Source organism: Achromobacter marplatensis (assembly GCF_002209535.1).
GTDB classification, from domain to species: Bacteria; Pseudomonadota; Gammaproteobacteria; order Burkholderiales; family Burkholderiaceae_B; genus Achromobacter; species Achromobacter marplatensis.
Window position 1 is genome coordinate 1 of sequence record NZ_NJIG01000020.1, and the last position, 18,869, is coordinate 18,869.

At 66.2% G+C, this 18,869-nt stretch carries 15 protein-coding genes; 9 read left to right on the forward strand and 6 right to left on the reverse strand.

Going from position 1 to position 18,869, the window contains the following annotated elements; genetic code table 11:
* Positions 1-842: 842 nt before the first annotated feature.
* The 4 genes from CEY09_RS27540 to CEY09_RS27555 all read right to left on the reverse strand — a co-directional run bounded on the left by CEY09_RS27540 (position 843) and on the right by CEY09_RS27555 (position 5,051).
* Positions 843-1,670, reverse strand: coding sequence for an IclR family transcriptional regulator (locus CEY09_RS27540; protein ID WP_088591036.1), 828 nt, complete (start codon positions 1,668-1,670; stop codon positions 843-845).
* Between the two features lie 130 nt (positions 1,671-1,800).
* A complete protein-coding gene (locus tag CEY09_RS27545) occupies positions 1,801-2,586 on the reverse strand; it encodes a phytanoyl-CoA dioxygenase family protein (RefSeq protein ID WP_088591037.1) in 786 nt (261 codons plus the stop codon).
* A gap of 118 nt (positions 2,587-2,704) precedes the next feature.
* Complete coding sequence (locus CEY09_RS27550) at positions 2,705-3,820, reverse strand: AI-2E family transporter (protein ID WP_006222487.1); 1,116 nt, start codon at positions 3,818-3,820, stop codon at positions 2,705-2,707.
* Positions 3,821-3,971: 151 nt separating this feature from the next.
* Entirely contained in the window at positions 3,972-5,051 is a 1,080-nt protein-coding gene (locus tag CEY09_RS27555; protein ID WP_088591038.1) for a LysR family transcriptional regulator, read from the reverse strand.
* Between the two features lie 387 nt (positions 5,052-5,438).
* On the opposite strand from CEY09_RS27555, the gene CEY09_RS27560 reads away from it, so the two are divergent.
* The 3 genes from CEY09_RS27560 (at position 5,439) to CEY09_RS27570 (ending at position 11,427) form a co-directional block, all read left to right on the forward strand.
* Entirely contained in the window at positions 5,439-6,635 is a 1,197-nt protein-coding gene (locus CEY09_RS27560) for an efflux RND transporter periplasmic adaptor subunit (RefSeq protein ID WP_167390178.1), read from the forward strand.
* A 26-nt stretch (positions 6,636-6,661) separates the two neighbouring features.
* The gene (locus CEY09_RS27565; protein ID WP_006222490.1) at positions 6,662-9,877 is read left to right on the forward strand and encodes an efflux RND transporter permease subunit; all 3,216 of its coding nucleotides are present in this window, start codon (positions 6,662-6,664) and stop codon (positions 9,875-9,877) included.
* Positions 9,878-9,948: 71 nt separating this feature from the next.
* Positions 9,949-11,427, forward strand: coding sequence for an efflux transporter outer membrane subunit (locus tag CEY09_RS27570; RefSeq protein ID WP_006222491.1), 1,479 nt, complete (start codon positions 9,949-9,951; stop codon positions 11,425-11,427).
* Positions 11,428-11,955: 528 nt separating this feature from the next.
* Here the strand turns inward: CEY09_RS27570 and CEY09_RS27575 are convergent.
* Entirely contained in the window at positions 11,956-12,501 is a 546-nt protein-coding gene (locus CEY09_RS27575) for a hypothetical protein (protein ID WP_088591039.1), read from the reverse strand.
* Positions 12,501-13,436, reverse strand: a complete 936-nt coding sequence (locus CEY09_RS27580; protein ID WP_006222493.1) for a LysR family transcriptional regulator — start codon at positions 13,434-13,436, stop codon at positions 12,501-12,503. The genes CEY09_RS27575 and CEY09_RS27580 overlap by 1 nt, the downstream gene beginning before the upstream one ends.
* A gap of 182 nt (positions 13,437-13,618) precedes the next feature.
* On the opposite strand from CEY09_RS27580, the gene gtdA reads away from it, so the two are divergent.
* Genes gtdA through CEY09_RS27610 form a run of 6 tightly spaced genes read left to right on the forward strand, consistent with a single transcriptional unit; the run spans position 13,619 to position 18,865 of the window.
* Positions 13,619-14,695 (forward strand): gentisate 1,2-dioxygenase, encoded by a 1,077-nt coding sequence (gene gtdA, locus CEY09_RS27585; RefSeq protein WP_088591040.1) that lies wholly within the window; start codon positions 13,619-13,621, stop codon positions 14,693-14,695.
* Positions 14,696-14,749: 54 nt separating this feature from the next.
* Positions 14,750-15,448 (forward strand): fumarylacetoacetate hydrolase family protein, encoded by a 699-nt coding sequence (locus tag CEY09_RS27590; protein WP_088591041.1) that lies wholly within the window; start codon positions 14,750-14,752, stop codon positions 15,446-15,448.
* Between the two features lie 16 nt (positions 15,449-15,464).
* The gene (gene maiA / locus CEY09_RS27595) at positions 15,465-16,103 is read left to right on the forward strand and encodes a maleylacetoacetate isomerase (RefSeq protein WP_088591042.1); all 639 of its coding nucleotides are present in this window, start codon (positions 15,465-15,467) and stop codon (positions 16,101-16,103) included.
* 8 nt (positions 16,104-16,111) lie between these two features.
* The gene (locus tag CEY09_RS27600; protein ID WP_377785600.1) at positions 16,112-16,489 is read left to right on the forward strand and encodes a chorismate mutase; all 378 of its coding nucleotides are present in this window, start codon (positions 16,112-16,114) and stop codon (positions 16,487-16,489) included.
* On the forward strand, positions 16,482-17,486 hold the full coding sequence (locus tag CEY09_RS27605; protein ID WP_088591044.1) for a Bug family tripartite tricarboxylate transporter substrate binding protein: 1,005 nt from the start codon (positions 16,482-16,484) through the stop codon (positions 17,484-17,486). Before CEY09_RS27600 ends, CEY09_RS27605 begins: the two co-directional genes overlap by 8 nt.
* Before the next feature lie 26 nt (positions 17,487-17,512).
* Positions 17,513-18,865, forward strand: a complete 1,353-nt coding sequence (locus CEY09_RS27610) for an FAD-dependent oxidoreductase (protein WP_088591045.1) — start codon at positions 17,513-17,515, stop codon at positions 18,863-18,865.
* Positions 18,866-18,869: the final 4 nt, after the last annotated feature.

The following is an 18,869-nucleotide window of genomic DNA, read 5'->3' on the forward strand; positions in this document are numbered from 1 at the left end:
TTCGCAGTGATTTATGCAGAGCGCTTCACTGACCCGTATCGCTGAGATAGCATCGACATGTCTGATCCTCTATGGGTTCAGGCTCTGAGTGCCTTAAACACAAAAAAACTGACACTCCCGTGGAGTGCGTTCCGGTGGGCCCAGGCACACGAACGTTTTTCGCACGTAACCCATCGTCTTCGCATGCCACCAGATGGGTTGCGCGCGATGGACATGTGCGTTCTAACATCGGCTTTGCCGCGCTCCACCCATCCTACGAACGCGAGTCCAGGTAGACACAAACATAAAGCCCCGAACGTAGCCGATCGTCGTCACGTGCCGCCAGATGGGTGGCGCGCGTACGGGTCTTGGTCAGCACGTCGCTGGCTGCCGCGCGCCACCCGTCGCTCGCCCCTCCCCCAGTGACTGCGAGACCCTTAGCAAACCCCTCCCCACCCCCGCGCAAGCGACCACCGCCACGACGCACCAGTGACGCGTAAGCCGAATGCGCGCCGCCCGCGCGGCCGCAATCGGCGGGCCACGCAAATCTCGTCAGGAAACAAAATCCTGGCAGCGCATCGAACCAAGACAGCGCCAGCCCGTCGGCGGGGTCGGGCTGATGGCGCGCAACCTTGATGCGCCCGAGGGAATCCGAAGGGAGCCGCAGGCGGACGAGGATGACAACGGGGAAGTCCGGAGCGAAGGCTCCGGACCGCTATCGTGGGCGCGCGCCATCCGCCCGACCCCGCCGACGGGCGACCCACGAAGCCCCATCGAGACGCACAGACGAAGCTCCATCAGGACGTACCGACGAAACTCCATCGAGACACACCGACGAAGCCCCGACCAGCCCCCCGCCGCCCCTACCTCGAATAAGCAGAAAACTTGGACTTAGAAATCGAAGTCGCCGCCACCTGCACATGCGGCGCCAGTTCTGCTTCTACCCTCGCCACGGTCCACCGCGTTGTCGGCACGGAAATATTGATTGCCGCCACGGCCAATCCACGATGATCGATAACCGGCGCAGCCACCGAAATATCCCCCAACACGGTCTCGTTCACGATGATCGCGTAGCCTTTCTCGGCCACGCGTTGCACGCGGTCCAGCAGCTTCTCGGGGTTCACTTCGGTATACGGCGTAATCGCTTCCAGCCGCGTCTGCGCCAGGATCTCGCGCCGGTGTTCGTCTGACAGCCGGGACAGAATCGCCGTCCCCGACGCCGTGAAGAATGCCGGCAGGCGGCTGCCCACGGCGATGTCCACATTCACCAGATGGTGGCCCGGAAAGCGCGCCACGAAAACGATCTCGTGGCCGTCCAGTTCCTGCAGGTTCGTCGTTTCGCCCAGCGTCCGGCTGATGTCCAGCAGATACGGCGACGCCTTGTCGATCAACTCGTTCGCGCGCACGTAGTTGTACGAGAACTGCAGCACCTTCGGCGTCAGGCCGTAGTTGCGCGTTTCGGGGATGCGGCGCAGATAACCCAGCGTCTCCAGCGTGTAGACCAGGCGCTGCGTCGCGCTGCGGTCCAGGCCGGAAGCGCGTGCGATATCGGCCAGCGTCATGTGGCGTTTCGAACCGTCGAACGCGTGCAGCACCTGAAAGGCTTTTTCAGTGGAACCGACAAACAGCGAAGACCGGGTCTCGGTCGGCGCCTGCGGGTTTTCCGTGTCGTCGGGGATGGATTTGCGCACAGGGAACAGCCTATTGAGTTCTAGGGATGCCGCGCAAGAATCATCGCGACGTGGGAATTTGCCGGCCCATCGTCGCGTAGTGCGCTTACTTTAATTGTAATTCAATTATTAATAGCAAATATCAATTACTTTAAGCGCTTTCGGCAACCGGTTTTCCCAAAGGCACGCCCGGCTGCGAGGCCGATCGCGTGCCCGGCAGCGGATGGCACGATTGCGGGTGATAGGTGTGCACCACCGACAGCTTCACGCGGTCGCTGCGATTGCCCTGCGCCGCGTGCAGCGTGCGGCAATGGAAGAACACCACGTCGCCGGCCTCGAGTTCCGGGCAGACCGCCTGTGCGATCCATTCGGCGTTTTGCGGCGCGTCGTCGCGGAAGAATTTCTTGTCGTCGAACTGATCGGGCGTGAATGCCGCCGCATGCGAACCCGGGATGAAAGACAGCCCGCCGTTCTCGCGCTTTTCCGGCCCCAGGGCAAGCCAACAGGACACCAGGTCGGTATCGGAAAACGACCAATACCGGATGTCCTGATGCCAGCCCGTCAAGCTGCCGTAGGCCGGATGCTTGGTCATCACGCAGTTGTGGTGCACCGTGGACAGCACGGCGGGTTCGCCGAAGTAGCTGGCCAGCCATTGACCGATGCGCGGGTCGGTCGCCCATTGGGCAAACAGCGGATCGCGCGCATAGGCGCTAAGCAGGCGGCGCACCGTCAGCCCGCCTTCGGCGGCGCGCGACTCGGGCGCGCCGGGGTAGCGCAGATCGGCTTCGTATTCGATGGGGGCCACGTGCTCATGCAAATGGCGTTCGGCCAGCGCGCGCAGCGCCGCCACCTGGTCCGCGCCAACGAATTGGCGCGCCACCACAAACCCCTGCTTGCGCAGGACGGCTATCTGATCATCAGGCAGTAACCCGGACATCTCGATCCTCACACCCCGCGGCGGTTGCGAAGCGTCTGCGTGCAGGGCAGGCGCGTACCGGTCAAACGCCGGTATACGCGGGGATGGCTAGATTACCAAAGCGCCGGGCGCGCCGGCGTCAGGCGGTAGGTGTTTTTTCAACCGGCGGAACAATGGGGGGATGCAGGCGCGCGGCGTCGCGCTCTTGCACTTCGTGATGCACCCATTCGCGCCATACCGCCACCAGCAAGGCCATCAGCACGGGGCCGACGAACAACCCCACGATGCCCATGGTCTTCACGCCGCCCACCAGGCCAAAGAAGGTCGGCAGGAACGGCAGCTTGACCGGGCCGCCCACCAGGCGCGGGCGCAGGGTCTTGTCGACGATGAAGAGTTCGACGCTGCCCCAGACCATCAGCGCGATACCCGCGACCAGATGCCCCGAGCCCACCAGGTACAGCGACACCAAGGTGAACGACAGCGGCGCGCCGCCGGGGATCAGTGCCATGAAACCCGTGACCACGCCCAGCAGCACGGGCGACGGCACGCCCGCCACCCAGTAAGCGATGCCCAGCACCAGGCCCTCGCCCAAGGCGATCAGGCCCATGCCCGTGACGGTGGAGTTGATGGTGGCCGGCACCACGCGCGAAAAGCGCTGCCAGCGCGCCGGCAGGATGCGTTCGCCCAGCACGTCCAGCTGGGCCACCATGCGGATGCCGTCCTTATAGACGAAGAACAGGGTGATCAGCATGAACAGCACGGTCAGCAGCAGCTGGAACACGTTGCCCGTGGCCGCCAGCACCATGCGGTAGATATTGCCCAGGTGTTCGCCGCTGACGGCTTCGACTAGCGCGCCCAGCGCATGGGGCTGGCCGATATACGATTCCCAGTATTGCCCCAACCGTTCGCCCACGACCGGCATCGACGTGATCCAGTTGGGGACGGCCACGCCGTGGCGGTTGGCTGCGATGGCCCAGGCGAAGAAGGTGCTGGCTTCCTTGATGGCGTATGACAGCGCCAGGCTCATCGGTACGATCAGCACGACGATCACCACCAGCAGCGCCAGCGACGCGGCCACTGCCGTGCGGCCACCGCAACGCACGACCAGGCGCTGGTACAAAGGCCAGCTGGCCAAACCGATGATGAGTGCCGCAAGCGCGGGGACGAGGAAGCCGCTAAGGAAGTAAACCCCTGCCAACAAGACAAGCAGCAGCAGCCAACGGGCGATCAGGTAAGCGGGTAGAACAGGCTGCATAGAGCGGATCGACAGTAAGGGCGTTGTAGGCTTTGACTGTCGGACTATACAGACGTTTCATGAAATACGAGGGACGCAAGCCCTGTATTTACTACGGGGTTTCCCGTGGTTTCCCGGCGTGGCGGGCCGGCTGGCCCGCCCCCTCATACGCTTACAGCGCGTATTCGGCCGCCTCTTCGCGCGCGCTGCGGCGGCGCGGCGGCGCCGTCTGGAGCAAGGCGGGTTCCATGCCTGGCTGGGGCTGACCCAGGGTCATCGCGCTGGGCATGCCCAACTGGCGCTGATACACGCCGCAGCTGCCGACGGCGGGATCGGTTTCGTCACGGCCGCTCAGCAACGGGCAGCCGGCGAACAATTCCGCCACCCAGTCGGTGAAGGCGCGCACCTTGGGCGACAACTGGCGGCTTTGCGGATACAGCACGGAGATTGCCGTGGAGCTGGGCTTCCATTGCGGCAGGATTTCGATCAGTTCGCCGGATTGCAGGTGCGGCAAGGCCATATAGCGGGCGACTTGTATCAGGCCGAACCCTTTCAGGCCGCAATCCAGGTACGCGCCGGCTTCGTTCACGGCCACCGTCCCCTTCATGTCCACTTCCTGGTGCTTGCCGTCTACCTTGAAGTCCCAGGCGCAGTTGCGGCCCGTGCGGCTCATGAAGTAATGCACCGCGTGGTGATCGCGCAACGATTCGATCGTTTGCGGCATGCCGTGGCGGGCAATATAGGTGGGCGAAGCGCAGGTGACCGTCTGCAGGGTGCCGATGCGGCGCGCGACCAGGCTGGAATCTTCCAGTTCGCCGGCGCGGATCACGCAGTCCACGGCCTCTTGCACCATATCCACGGGGCGGTCGCCCAGGCCAAGCACCAGCTCGACGTCGGGGTATTTGTCGTGGAAATCACACAATGAGGGGATCAGGATCAGCCGCCCGATGCAGGTCGGGACGTCGATGCGCAGCCGCCCCTTCAGGCGCAGCGCCGCTTCCTGGAAACAGGCCTCGGTCTCTTCGACGTCCGCCAGGATGCGCACGCAATGCTGGTAATAGCCCGCGCCGTCCGGCGTCAGGCCGATACGGCGCGTGGTGCGGTTGAGCAGGCGCACGCCCAGAAGGCGTTCGAGGTTCTGGATGATGGTGGTGACGGTGGTGCGCGGAAGCGAAAGGCTGTCGGCCGCCCGGGTGAAGCTATTGGCGTCCACGACGCGCACAAACACCTGCATAGCCTGAAAACGGTCCATGGCGACGGTGTCCTTTTGGGCAAATAAGTCGGGGTGAACGGAGCATAACCCGATTTTGCCGCCGATTAGTCATTTCTGTCGAACAGTGTTGCCGGAATAGAAAGGTTTATCCGGCCCCGCAAAACACTCAGAATGCAAACCATCTTGAAGTGCCCTTGCCTCCCGGCGCCTCCACAGGGCATGTCAATCCTCAGCTTCCGACACCGCAGTGATCCCGCCCCGCCAAGGCGCCCTGCCTAGGAAACGCAACCCTGTTGCATGTTGCATTGCAGCATATGCATATATCCAGCGGACGCTAAGGACTGCCATGCCCCGGACTGCCGGAGCCGCCTCCGCCCCAGGCTCAAACAAGCGCGCTTTCGCCCCTATACCACTCAAGGAAACATCATGGTTTCGCGCAATCGTATCGCTATGCTCGTCGTCTTTGCAGCCGTACTCGCGGCCGGAGGCGGCTATGCCCTGACCCGGGGACCTGCCGGCGGCAATGTCGCCATGGCCCAAGGCGCCCCCGCCGCCACGCCCGTCGAGGTGGCTGAAGTCGTCAGCAAGACCATCGTGGACTGGCAGCGCTATTCCGGCCGCCTGGAAGCCATCGACCGCGTCGACATCCGCCCGCTGGTGTCCGGCACCCTGACGGCCGTGCACTTCCAGGACGGCAGCATCGTCAAGAAGGGCGACGTGCTCTTCACCATCGACCCGCGCCCGTACGCGGCCGAAGTGGACCGCGCCGCCGCCGCCCTGACGGCCGCCAAGGCCCGCGCGTCCTACACCGCCACGGAACTGGCCCGCGGCCAGCGCCTGCTGACGGACAACGCCATCGCCCGCCGCGACTTCGAGGAAAAGCAGAACGCCTCGCGCGAAGCCGCCGCCAACCTGCAGGGCGCGCAAGCCGCCCTGGACTACGCCAAGCTGAATCTGGGCTACACGCGCATTGAAGCGCCGGTGGCTGGCCGCGTGTCGCGCGCCGAAGTCACCGTGGGCAACGTGGTCGCCGCCGGCGCCACGTCGGTGCCGCTGACGACGCTGGTGTCGGTGTCGAAGATGTACGCATCGTTCGACGTGGACGAACAAACCTTCCTCAAGTACGTGAACCCGGCCCGCAACGGCAAGGCTGGTTCGGTCCCGGTCGAACTGGGCCTGGCCAACGAGGACGGCTATTCGCGCACCGGTTACGTGCAGTCGGTCGACAACCGCCTGGACGCCACCTCCGGCACGATCCGCGTGCGCGCCGAGTTCGATAACGCCGACGGTTCGCTCCTGCCCGGTCTGTATGCCCGCGTCCGCCTGGGCGGTAGCGACCCGCGTTCGGCCGTGCTGATCGACGAACGCGCCATCGGCACCGACCAGGACAAGCGCTACGTGCTGGTGCTGGACGACAAGAACCACGCCATCTACCGCCAAGTGAAGCTGGGCGCCAACCAGGAAGGCCTGCGCGTCGTGGACTCGGGGCTTGCCGCCGGTGAGCGCATCGTCGTCAACGGCCTGCAACGCATCCGCCCCGGCGACGCCGTGGCTCCGACCGTCGTGCCCATGGTTGCCGCCAAGGCCGCTCCGGTCAAGACCGCCGCAGCCGCTCTGAAGTAAGGCCTGCGCGTCTACAGAGAACGTTCATGAATATCTCAAAGTTCTTCATCGACCGGCCGATTTTCGCCGGCGTGTTGTCCATCCTGGTGCTGCTGGCGGGCCTGTTGGCCATGTTCCAGCTGCCCATTTCCGAATACCCGGAAGTCGTGCCGCCGTCGGTGGTGGTGCGCGCGCAGTATCCGGGCGCCAACCCCAAGGTCATTGCCGAAACCGTCGCCTCGCCGCTGGAAGAATCCATCAACGGCGTGGAAGACATGCTGTACATGCAGTCGCAGGCCAACAGCGACGGCAACCTGACGCTGACGGTCAACTTCAAGCTGGGCGTGGACCCGGACAAGGCGCAGCAGCTGGTGCAGAACCGCGTGTCGCAAGCGCTGCCGCGCCTGCCGCCGGACGTGCAGCGCCTGGGCGTGACCACCGCCAAGAGCTCGCCCACGCTGACGCTGGTCGTGCACTTGATCTCGCCCAATGACCGCTACGACATCACCTACCTGCGCAACTACGCGATCCTGAACGTCAAGGACCGCCTGGCCCGCATCACGGGCGTGGGCGAAGTGACGGTGTGGGGTTCGGGCAACTACTCGATGCGCGTCTGGCTGGACCCGCAAAAGGTCGCCCAGCGCGGCATGACCGCGTCCGAAGTGGTCGCCGCCATCCGCGAACAGAACGTGCAGGTCGCCGCCGGCGTGATCGGCGCATCGCCCACGCAAGGCGACGTGCCGCTGCAGCTGAACGTGAATGCGCGCGGCCGCCTGCAAAGCGAAGAAGAGTTCCGCGACATCATCCTGAAGACCTCGCCCGACGGCGCCGTGACGCACTTGTCCGACGTCGCCCGCGTGGAGCTGGACGCGCAGGAATACGGTCTGCGCTCGCTCCTGGACAACAAGCAGGCGGTGGGCATGGGCATCATGCAATCGCCGGGCGCCAACGCGCTGGACGTCTCGAGCAAGGTGCGCGCCGCGATGGCCGAACTGGAGCAGGACTTCCCGCCGGGCGTGGAATACCGCATCGAATACGACCCCACGCAGTTCGTGCGGTCCAGTATCGAAGCCGTGGTGCACACGCTGCTGGAAGCCATTGCGCTGGTGGTGCTGGTGGTGATCCTGTTCCTGCAGACCTGGCGCGCGTCCATCATCCCGCTGCTGGCGGTGCCGGTTTCCATCGTGGGCACGTTCGCGCTGCTGCTGGTGTTCGGCTATTCCATCAACGCCCTGTCGCTGTTCGGGATGGTGCTGGCCATCGGGATCGTGGTGGATGACGCCATCGTGGTGGTGGAAAACGTCGAGCGCAACATCGCGGCGGGCTTGAGTCCACGCGACGCGACCTACCGCGCCATGCGCGAAGTGAGCGGCCCCATCATCGCCATCGCGCTGACGCTGTGCGCCGTGTTCGTGCCGCTGGCCTTCATGACGGGCCTGACCGGCCAGTTCTACAAGCAATTCGCCATGACCATCGCCATTTCGACGGTGATCTCGGCCTTCAACTCGCTGACCCTGTCGCCCGCCCTGTCGGCCCTGCTGCTCAAGAGCCATCACGACAAGCAGGACTGGCTGACCCGTGGCATGAACCGCGTCTTCGGCCGCTTCTTCAACTGGTTCAACAACATGTTCGGCCGCGCCTCCGAGTCCTACGGCTCGGGCGTGTCCGGCGTGATCCGCCGCAAGGCGGGCGCGATGGGCGTGTACGCGGTGCTGGTGGCCGCGACCATCGGGGTGTCGTACCTGGTGCCTGGCGGCTTCGTGCCGGCGCAGGACAAGCAGTACCTGATCGGCTTCACGCAGCTGCCCAACGGTGCCTCGCTGGACCGCACGGAAGCGGTGATCCGCCGCATGAGCGACATCGCCCTGAAGGAACCCGGCGTGCAATCCGCCATCGCGTTCCCGGGCCTGTCGATCAACGGCTTCACCAACAGCTCCAGCGCCGGCATCGTGTTCGTGACGCTCAAGCCCTTTGATGAACGCAAGGGCGCCGCGCTCTCGGGTAACGCCATCGCCGCGTCGCTGAACCAGAAGTTCGCCGCTATCCAGGACTCGTTCATCGCCGTGTTTCCGCCCCCGCCCGTGATGGGCCTGGGCACGCTGGGCGGCTTCAAGCTGCAACTGGAAGACCGTGCCGCACTCGGCTATGCCGAACTGGACAAGGCCAAGCAGGCCTTCCTGGAAAAAGCGCGCCAGACGCCTGAACTGGGCCCGTCGTTCTCCAGCTACGAGATCAATGTGCCGCAGCTGGATGTGGACCTGGACCGCGTGAAGGCCAAGCAGTTGGGCGTGCCGGTGACCGAAGTCTTCGACACCATGCAGATCTACCTGGGTTCGATGTATGTGAACGACTTCAACCGCTTCGGCCGGGTGTTCCAGGTGCGTGCGCAAGCCGATGCGCCGTTCCGAGCGCACGCCGACGACATCCTGCAGCTGAAGACCCGCAATGCCGCGGGCGACATGGTGCCGCTGTCGTCGCTGGTGACCGTCAAGCAGACCTTCGGGCCTGAAATGGTGGTGCGCTACAACGGCTACACCGCCGCCGACATCAACGGCGGCCCGGCCCCCGGCTTCTCGTCCGACCAGGCGCAGGCCGCGGCCGAACGCGTCGCCGCCGAAACGCTGCCGCGCGGGGTGAAGTTCGAATGGACCGACCTGACGTATCAGCAGATCCTGGCGGGCAATGCTGGCTTATGGGTGTTCCCCATCAGCGTGCTGCTGGTGTTCCTGGTGCTGGCCGCGCTGTATGAAAGCCTGACGCTGCCGCTGGCCGTGATCCTGATCGTGCCGATGAGCATCCTGGCTGCGCTGACGGGCGTCTACCTGACGGGCAACGACAACAACATCTTCACGCAGATCGGCTTGATGGTGCTGGTGGGGTTGTCGGCGAAGAACGCCATTCTGATCGTGGAATTCGCCCGCGAACTTGAGATGAGCGGCCGCACGCCGCTGGAAGCCGCCATCGAAGCCAGCCGCCTGCGTCTGCGCCCGATTCTGATGACCTCCATCGCGTTCATCATGGGTGTGGTGCCGCTGGTGCTGTCGTCTGGCGCCGGTTCCGAAATGCGCCATGCCATGGGGGTGGCCGTGTTCTTCGGGATGTTGGGCGTGACCTTGTTCGGCCTGTTCCTGACGCCGGTGTTCTACGTGCTGCTGCGTTCGCTGGGCGGCAAGCCGCTGCACTCGGCGGCCCCGCATGAAGCGCCGGAGTGCGCGCCGCACATCGACCCGCACGCACCGCCTGCCACGCAGACTCACGCGTAACGCCGGCAGACGAAAGAGAAGCCAGCGCGTCCCGCCCAAGCAGGCGGGGCGCGCGCCAAAGAGAATTCATCATGATCCAAAGACTGACCCGCGGTTCCGCCTTGCTTGCCGTCCTGCTCGTGCTGGCCGGCTGCGCGGTGGGCCCCACTTACGAAAAACCGTCTGCCGCCGCGCCGGCGGCATTCAAGGAAGCCGCCCTGCCCGCTTCCGAAGCCGGCACCTGGAAGCCCGCCGAGCCGTCGGAAGACGCGCTGCGCGGCGCCTGGTGGAAGGTATTCGGCGATGAAGGCCTGAACCAGCTGGAAGACGAAGCGCAACACGCCAACCAGAACCTGCAGGCCGCTGCCGCCCGCCTGGCGCAGTCGCGTGCCCTGCAGCGCGAGGCCCGCGCCGGCTTCTTCCCCTCGCTGGATGCGGCCTTCGGCCCCAACCGCCAACGCCCGTCGGCCGTCTCGCAAGGCCTGCCCGACGGCACGTCCACCAGCCCGGTGACGACGTGGCGCGCCCAAGGCGCGGTGTCGTATGAAGCGGACCTGTTCGGCCGCGTGGCATCCACCGCCGACGCCGCCACCGCCGACGCCCAGCAAAGCGAAGCGCTGTACCGTTCGGTGCTGCTGGCCTTGCAGGCCGACGTGGCCACCACGTACTTCCTGGTGCGCGAACAGGACGCCGAATCGCAGCTGTACAACCAGACGGTCAAGCTGCGCACGGACACCCTGCAACTGATCCAGCGCCGCTACGACGCCGGCGACATCAGCGAACTGGACCTGGCGCGCGCCAAGGCCGAACTTGCCTCCGCGCAATCGGAAGCACTCGGCATCGACCGCCGCCGCGCCACGACCGAACACGCGCTGGCCGTGCTGCTGGGCCGCGCCCCGTCCGACTTCACGATGCCGCCGCAGCCGATCCAGAAGGTCGCGCTGTCGATTCCCGCCGGCCTGCCGTCCACGCTGCTGGAACGCCGCCCCGACATCGCCGCCGCCGAACGCGCCATGGCCGCCGCCAACTCGCGCGTCGGCGCTGCCAAGTCCGCGTTCTTCCCGCGCCTGGACATCACCGGCGCCTTTGGTTATGAGTCGTCCGACCTGGGCAACCTCTTCCAGTGGTCCAGCCGCACGTTCCTGCTGGGCCCGCTGGTCGGCGCCGCGCTGTCCATGCCCATCTTCGACGGCGGCCGCCGCCAAGCCGGCCTGGACCGCGCCCGCGCCGTCTACGAGGAAGACGTCGCCGTCTACCGCCAAACCGTGCTGAACGCCTTCCGCGAAGTCGAAGACAACCTGGCCAATCTGCGCATCCTGGCAGACCAGACCAAGGCCCAAGACGCCGCCGTCGAAGCCTCGGCCCGCGCCGCCAAGCTGTCGCACACGCAATACCGCGAAGGCTCGATCAGCTACCTCGACGTGATCGAAGCCGACCGCAGCGTCCTGCTGCAACAACGCGTGGCCGTGCAGCTGAGCGGCGAGCAGGCAAGATCCGCCGTGGAACTGATCCGCGCCATCGGCGGCGGCTGGGAAAACCCCGTCCCGCCGGAAACGGTAGCAGCCAAGTAGGATGGGTGTAGCGCGCAATGCGCTACACCGGTGCGCGACTGCCCATCGCGCGTAACCCATCGTCGAAGTGCCGACATCGCCATGCATCGACGATGGGTTACGTGCGGCATGCATCCGTGTTCGTAGGCAGACAGGCGCGCACTCCACCCATCCTACGAACGCGCAGCGAAGTGCACCCACACGCGCAGCATCACCCGTCGACGCAAGACACCGCGTAAGCCCCCGAAGGCCGCCCGCGCGGCCGGCCGGGCGGCGGGCCCCGCAAGACCCTCCACCCCACCCCGCCGGTACCACGAACCGCAAGCACCTCGCTCTCCCCGGCAACCAGTAAATGGCAGCTGACCGAGCCCGGCGCGGCGGTGGCCTGCGGTGCGCGGGGAGTCGATGCGCCCGAGGGAATCTGAAGGCAGTTGCCGCAGGCAACAACGAAGATGACAAAGGGGAAGTCCGGAGCGAAGGCTCCGGACCGCAATCGTTGACGCGCGCACCGCAGGCCACCGCCGCGCCGGGCGCCTCAAGAACCCAAACCTACCTCCGAAGATCCAGATACCGCCGCGCCACCCGATACCCCACAAACACAAAAAACCCCCCACTATTGGCCACCAACCAGGCCCCTAACCCCCCCAGCAACGCCACGACAGGCCCCACTGCCCTAACATCCCCCTGCGTCCAGGCAATCACGCCGAGGCCGCCCACGGTCACCAACCCGATCGCCAGCCACTTCACGATCACCAGCCCCGCCGACCGTCCCGCCATCAGCATCACCACCGCGATCGACAACGCCAGCGCCGTCCCCGCGCACACCGCCACCAGCGCGAACGCCGCCCAGGCCGAGCCCACAGCGCGCAGCACCAGGCTAAGCACTTCGATGCCGACGCCCAACCCGCCCGTCATCACCAGTACCGACAACGCCAACGGCGACCACATCCCTGGCGGGATCCGTCTGGCATCCATGTCGGCCACGAACCGATGCATGGCCACGGACGCGGACGGGTCCGGGCTTCCGGCCAGCGCAGCCTCCACCCGGCGGCACTGCGCGATCAACGCATTCAGGCCCGCGCCGGAGGATGGCATCACAGCCTCGTCACGCCCGGCGCATGTTCCGCCACCGTATTGCGCAAGGCTGCCATCGCTTCCTGCACCGCCAGCGGCCTGAAGGCGTCTTCGCGCCAATACATCGCCACCGAGCCGAAACCGGACAAGCGCACCGGGATGATCCGCATCGCCCGCATCTGCGAAAACCGCAGCGCCGCGCGGTGCGAGGCCACGCCGATCATGTCGCTGTTGTTGATCAGCGTCAGGTTGATCGTCACCGAGTTCGACTCCACATGGTCCGGCGGCGGCGCCTGCCCGGCGGCCGCCAACGCGGCGTCCACCGCATTGCGGATGGGCGTGCCCTTGGGCCACAGGATCCACCGGTACGACAGCAGGTCCTGCCAGCTGGGCTGCTCGATCGAGAAGAGCGGATGGCGCGGGCGCGCCACCAGATGAATGGGTTCCAGGTAAAGCGCCTCGAAGCGGATCGCCGGGTCGTGATGCTCGGGCGCCGAGCGGCCCACCACGATGTCCAGGTCGCCTTGGGCCAGTTGCGCCAGGAGGCGGTCCGTCGTGCCCTCCACCAGCTTCACGCGCGCCTGCGGCATGCGTTCCAGCAGCTTCATCACCGCCAGCGGCACCGTATCTGACGCCGACGCGCCGGACGCGCCGATCACCACCCGGCCGCCGCCGCCTTCACGCAACGCGGCCATGTCGGCGCTGGCGCGGTCCAGCTGCGATTCCACGCGCTGGGCGTGGGCGATCAGCACGTCGCCGTGCGGGGTGGGCCGCAGGCCGCGCGCATGGCGCTCGAACAGCGGCAGGCCGATATCATCTTCCAGGTCTTTCAGCCACTTCGACAAACCCGGCTGCGTGGTGTTGAGCATCGCGGCCGAATGGCTGATGTTGCGGGTCTGCGCCAGGCTCAGCAGCATCTTCAGATTGCGCAGCCGCAGGCGGTGGGTCCAGTCCATGCGGGTCCTCGTCGAGAGGAGGTTGTCTCGTATGTATATTGTTATTCGTATGGATAATAAGATAATTTCATTATTAAACACATAGCTGCTTACGCATAATCGTCTCCATATCCGGACCAGCCGCGAACCACGCGGCGGCCACCCGTAGAAGCCGGCAACAGCCGGACATACTGGAGACAACCATGCCCGACGGCCACCCCGCCGGCGCCGATCATGCCGCCGACCGCGCCGCAGATCGCGCCGCCTATTACGCGCGCATCGCCAAAAAGCACATGGCTCCCCTGTGGGAGTCGCTGCACAACCTGGTGCCCCGCCAGCCTGCCCCGCGCTGCGTGCCCGCCCTCTGGAAATACGACGACGTGCGCGACGACGTCATGGCATCGGGATCACTGATCACGGCCGAAGAAGCCGTGCGCCGCGTCCTGATCCTGGAGAACCCCGGCCTGCCGGGACAAGCGAGCATCACCCAGAGCCTGTATGCCGGTCTGCAACTGATCCTGCCCGGCGAAATCGCGCCCAGCCACCGCCACACGCAGTCCGCGCTGCGCTTCATCGTGGAAGGACGCGGCGCCTATACGGCCGTCAACGGCGAGCGCACCACCATGCACCCCGGCGACTTCATCATCACGCCGTCCTGGACCTGGCACGACCACGGCAACGCCGAAACCACCGAGGGCGGCGAACCCGTGGTGTGGCTGGACGGCCTGGACATTCCGCTGCTGCGCTTCCTGGACGCCGGCTTTGCCGAGAACTACCCGCAGGCCACCCAGCCCGTCACGCGGCCCGAAGGCGACAGCATGGCCCGCTTCGGCCACAACATGGCGCCGGTGCGCCATCAGGCGGCGCGCGGCACGTCGCCCATCTTCAACTACCCCTACGAACGCAGCCGCGAAGCGCTGGACGCGCTGTACCGCCACGGTGAACTGGATCCCTGGGACGGCGTGAAGCTGCGCTACCTGAATCCGGCCACGGGCGGCTACCCCATGCCGACGATGGCGACTTTCATGCAGCTGCTGCCCGCCGGCTTCCAGGGCAAGACCTATCGCAGCACCGACTCCACCGTCTATAGCGTGGTGGAAGGCCGCGGCACGGCGCGCATCGGCGACCAGGAATTCCACTTCGGTCCACGCGACGTCTTCGTGGCGCCCTCCTGGCTGCCCGTGCAACTGGCCGCGCTGGAAGACGCCACGCTCTTCAGCTATTCCGACCGCCCGGTGCAGGACGCGCTGGGCCTGTGGCGCGAAGAACGCATCGCCTGAGCGCGCGGGCCCCCGCCACTTATCGCTTTCCCTTCCCTCTTTCAAGGGTGATTCATGCCTTTCGTGTTTGCTCCCGCCGCCCCCGTCGCCGTGCCCATCGCCGGCAGCCAGGACGCCTTCCCGGTTCGCCGCGTTTACTGCGTGGGCCGCAACTACGCCGCCCATGCCCGCGAAATGGGCTTCGATCCCGACCGCGAACCGCCGTTCTTCTTCTGCAAGCCCGCCGACGCCGTCGTTCCGGTGGCCGACGGCCAGACGCTGGACTTGCCCTACCCGCCCGAGACCGCCAACCTGCATTACGAGATTGAACTGGTCGCGGCCATCGGCAAGGGCGGCGCCAACATCACGGTGGATAACGCGTTGCAGCACGTCTGGGGCTACGCCGTGGGCCTGGACATGACGCGGCGCGACCTGCAGATGAAGATGCGTGAAGCCGGCCGCCCGTGGGAACTGGGCAAGGCTTTCGACCAGAGCGCGCCCATCGGGCCGCTGCACCCGGCCGCGTCGGTCGACGGCATCGGCCAGGCCGCCATCTGGCTACAGGTCAATGGCGCGGACAAGCAACGCAGCGACATCGGCAAGCTGATCTGGTCCGTCGCCGAGACCATCGCCTACCTGTCCAAGTACTTCCGCCTGGAAGCGGGCGACCTGATCTACACCGGCACGCCGGAAGGCGTGGGCCCCGTCGTGCGCGGCGACACGATGGTCGGCGGCGTCAACGGCCTGGGCACGCTCAGCGTACGCATGGTCTGACCTTCCAGGAACCCGCATGCAACTCCACAGCTTCTTCAATAGCTCTACGTCCTACCGCGTGCGCATCGCGCTGGCGCTCAAGGGCCTGCCTTACGAATACCTGCCCGTGAACCTGCGCAAGCAGGAGCAGCGCGCCGCGGAATATGTGGCCAAGAACCCGTCGGCGGGCGTGCCGCTGCTGATCGATGGCGACACGCAGTTGTCGCAATCGCTCGCCATCGTCGACTACCTGGATGCCACGCATCCCGAGCCCCGCCTGATCCCGGCCGATACGCTGGCGCGCGCCCGCGTGCTGGAACTGTCCGACGCCATTTCCTGCGACATCCATCCCGTGAACAACATGCGCATCCTGCGTTATTTGCAGGACGTGCTGGGCGCCACGGATGAGCAGAAGACCGCCTGGTACTACCACTGGATCCGCGAGGGCCTGACCGCCGTCGAGGCACTGCTGGCGCGCCACGGACACGGCGCGTACTGCTTTGGCGACGCACCCACGCTTGCCGATTGCTGCCTGGTGCCGCAAGTGGCCAACGCGCAGCGCATGGGCTGCGACCTGTCTGCCTACCCCCGCATCCTGCGGATCTTCGACCACTGCAACGCGCAGCCCGCGTTCCAGGCCGCCGCGCCCGCGCGCCAGCCCGACTACACCCAATGACGACGCCCATGCAAGAACCCGACACCCACGGCGCGCCGCTGCGCGAATACACCGATCCGGCCTATCGGCCCCTATGCGCCAACCTGGCCGACGTGCGCGCCAACATCGACCGGCTGGACGACGAGATCGTGCGCCTGATCGCCGAGCGCGCCATGTACGTCAAGGATGCGGCGCGCTTCAAGCGCGACGCCTTCCAGGTCAGCGCGCCCGCGCGCCAGGCCCAGGTGTTCGACAAGGCCCGCGCGCTGGCCGAACGCCACAACCGCGGTTTCGCCAATCTTGAGCAGGTGGTGGATGCCACCTACCGGGCGATGGTCGCCGCCTTCATCGCCAACGAGCAAACCTATTTCGCCACCATGAAAGACGCGGGAGACACGCATGAATAAGTCCCGTCCGCTGACGCTGGCCCGCCACGCCGCGGCGCGTGCCCTGATGCTGGCGCTGGCCGCCGCCGCGCCACTGGCGGCAACGCAGGCCGCCGACGTGTGGCCCACGCAACCGCTCAAGGCCATCGTGCCCTTCGGTCCCGGTTCCAGCCCCGACCAGGTCGCCCGCATCGTCGGCGAAAAGGCCGGCGCCATCCTGGGCCAGACCATCGTCATCGAAAACAAGCCCGGCGCCAGCGGCAATATCGGCACCTTCGCCATCGCCAACGCCAAGCCCGACGGCTACACCTTCGGCGTGTCCATTACCGGCCCGCTGGTGAACAACACGCTGCTGTTCGACAAGCTGCCGTACGCGCCGGCGACCGACCTGTCGCCCCTGACGCTGGCCGTGCACCAGCCCAACGTGCTGGTCGTGCCCGCCTCCGCCGGCATCGGCAACGTCAGCCAATTACTGGATGCGCTGAAGCAGAACCCGGACAAGTACAACTTCCCGTCGCCCGGCGCGGGCACGGTGTCCCACCTGGCCGTCGAACTGCTGCTGCAGCAGATCGGCGCGCGCGCCACACATGTGCCTTACCCCTCATCGCCCGCCGCCCTGACCTCGTTGCTGTCGGGCGACACGCAATTCGCGGCGCTGCCGCCCATTGCCGTCATGCCGATGGTGAAAGACGGCCGGCTGAAGGCCTTGGCAGTCACCTCGTCCAAACGCTCGGCGCTGCTGCCCGATATCCCGACCTTGGCCGAAGTAGGCGTGCCGGGCATCGAGGGATCCGCGTGGATCGGCTTCGTGGTGTCGTCCAAGGTACCGGCCGACATCCAGAAGAAGCTGTCCGACGCGCTGATCCAGGCGATCCGCGACCCCGAGGTGGCCAAGCGCCTGCAAGCGCAGTTCATGGACCCCGTCGGCAGCACGCCTGCCGAGTTCCGCGCCTACATGGATGACGAGCTCCAGCGCTGGGAACCCCTGATCAAGAAGCTGGGGATCAAAGGCCAGTGACACGCACGACAAGCAAGGAGAATCAGATGCTGATCAACGAACCCGCCCGCCAGGTCCCGCTCTACGGCGAATACGACGTCGTGGTGCTGGGCGGCGGCCCGGCCGGCGTGCTGGCCGCCACCAGCGCCGCCCGCAATGGCGCCAGCGTATTGCTGGTGGAGCGCTACGGCTTCCTGGGCGGCATGGGCACGGCGGCAGGCGTGTCGAACTTCTGCGGGCTGCACGCCAACATCCACGGCGACATCCGCCAGGTCGTGCACGGCATGACCGACGACCTGCTGGACCGCATGCGCGCCATGGACGGGCTGAATGATCCGCATCTGATCCTGGGCAAGATCCACGCCCAGGCCTACGACATCTCGGCGTTCAAGTGCGCGGCCGACGGTCTGGTGCAGGACAGCGGGGCGCAGGTGCTGTTCCATGCCTTGGCCACCGGCCTTGCACGCGCCGAGGACGGCCGCGTGGACGCCTTGTTCCTGGAGACCAAGTCGGGCCGCTGCGCCGTGCGTGCCCGCGTGTTCATCGACTGCTCGGGCGATGCCGACATCGCGCAATGGGGCGGGTTGCCGTTCGAAAAAGGCGACGAACGCGGCCACATGCTCTACCCCACCCTCATGTTCAAGGTGGGCAACGTGGACGGCGCGCGCGCACAAGAAGCCTGGAAGACCATCCCCCTCCTGATGGACCAGGCCGCGGCCAGCGGCGAATTCACATTCCCCCGCCGGGGCGCCATCGTGCGTCCGCAAAAGCACGATTACGAATGGCGCGTGAACGTCACGCAACTGGCCAACGCCGACGGCAGCGCGGCCGATGGCACCAATGCCGGGTCGCTGTCCGCCGGAGAGCTGGAAGGCCGCCGACAGATCATGCAATACCTGGGCTTCCTGCGCGCCAAGGTGCCGGGCTTCGAGAACGCGTATGTACTGGACATCGCCCCGCAACTCGGCATCCGTGAAACGCGCCGCATCGTGGGCGAAGCGGTATTGACCAAGGAACACGTGCTGGGCTGCGCCGATTTCGAAGACAGCATCGGCGTGAATGGCTGGCCCTTGGAAATGCACACGGCGGGTGACGTGCAATGGATGTGGCCACCCATTCCCGAATCGCGGGGTTACAACCAGCTGCCGTTCCGGATGATGGTCCCCAAGCGCGGCCCTGGCGTGGCCGACAACGTGCTGGTGGCCGGCCGCTGCGCCTCGATGACGCACGAGGGCCAGTCGGCCGCGCGCGTCAGCGGCAGCTGCTTCGTGATGGGCGAAGCTGCAGGCACGGCCGCGGCCATGGCGCTGCGCGCCGGCATCGCGCCTGCCGATGTGCCCGTTTCCGCCTTGCAGGCCCAGTTGAAGCGCCAAGGCGCCTTCCTTGGCGGCCAGGAATGACGGG

What these genes read in the sequence shown, in the direction of transcription:
- CEY09_RS27605 (WP_088591044.1), top strand. Translation starts at nt 16,482, where the DNA reads ATGAATAAGTCCCGTCCGCTGACGCTGGCCCGCCACGCCGCGGCGCGT.
- CEY09_RS27565 (WP_006222490.1), top strand. Translation starts at nt 6,662, where the DNA reads ATGAATATCTCAAAGTTCTTCATCGACCGGCCGATTTTCGCCGGCGTG.
- CEY09_RS27575 (WP_088591039.1), bottom strand. Translation starts at nt 12,501, where the DNA reads ATGCCATCCTCCGGCGCGGGCCTGAATGCGTTGATCGCGCAGTGCCGC.
- CEY09_RS27545 (WP_088591037.1), bottom strand. Translation starts at nt 2,586, where the DNA reads ATGTCCGGGTTACTGCCTGATGATCAGATAGCCGTCCTGCGCAAGCAG.
- CEY09_RS27555 (WP_088591038.1), bottom strand. Translation starts at nt 5,051, where the DNA reads ATGGACCGTTTTCAGGCTATGCAGGTGTTTGTGCGCGTCGTGGACGCC.
- CEY09_RS27600 (WP_377785600.1), top strand. Translation starts at nt 16,112, where the DNA reads ATGCAAGAACCCGACACCCACGGCGCGCCGCTGCGCGAATACACCGAT.
- CEY09_RS27550 (WP_006222487.1), bottom strand. Translation starts at nt 3,820, where the DNA reads ATGCAGCCTGTTCTACCCGCTTACCTGATCGCCCGTTGGCTGCTGCTG.
- CEY09_RS27580 (WP_006222493.1), bottom strand. Translation starts at nt 13,436, where the DNA reads ATGGACTGGACCCACCGCCTGCGGCTGCGCAATCTGAAGATGCTGCTG.
- CEY09_RS27570 (WP_006222491.1), top strand. Translation starts at nt 9,949, where the DNA reads ATGATCCAAAGACTGACCCGCGGTTCCGCCTTGCTTGCCGTCCTGCTC.
- maiA (WP_088591042.1), top strand. Translation starts at nt 15,465, where the DNA reads ATGCAACTCCACAGCTTCTTCAATAGCTCTACGTCCTACCGCGTGCGC.
- CEY09_RS27590 (WP_088591041.1), top strand. Translation starts at nt 14,750, where the DNA reads ATGCCTTTCGTGTTTGCTCCCGCCGCCCCCGTCGCCGTGCCCATCGCC.
- CEY09_RS27610 (WP_088591045.1), top strand. Translation starts at nt 17,513, where the DNA reads ATGCTGATCAACGAACCCGCCCGCCAGGTCCCGCTCTACGGCGAATAC.
- gtdA (WP_088591040.1), top strand. Translation starts at nt 13,619, where the DNA reads ATGCCCGACGGCCACCCCGCCGGCGCCGATCATGCCGCCGACCGCGCC.
- CEY09_RS27560 (WP_167390178.1), top strand. Translation starts at nt 5,439, where the DNA reads ATGGTTTCGCGCAATCGTATCGCTATGCTCGTCGTCTTTGCAGCCGTA.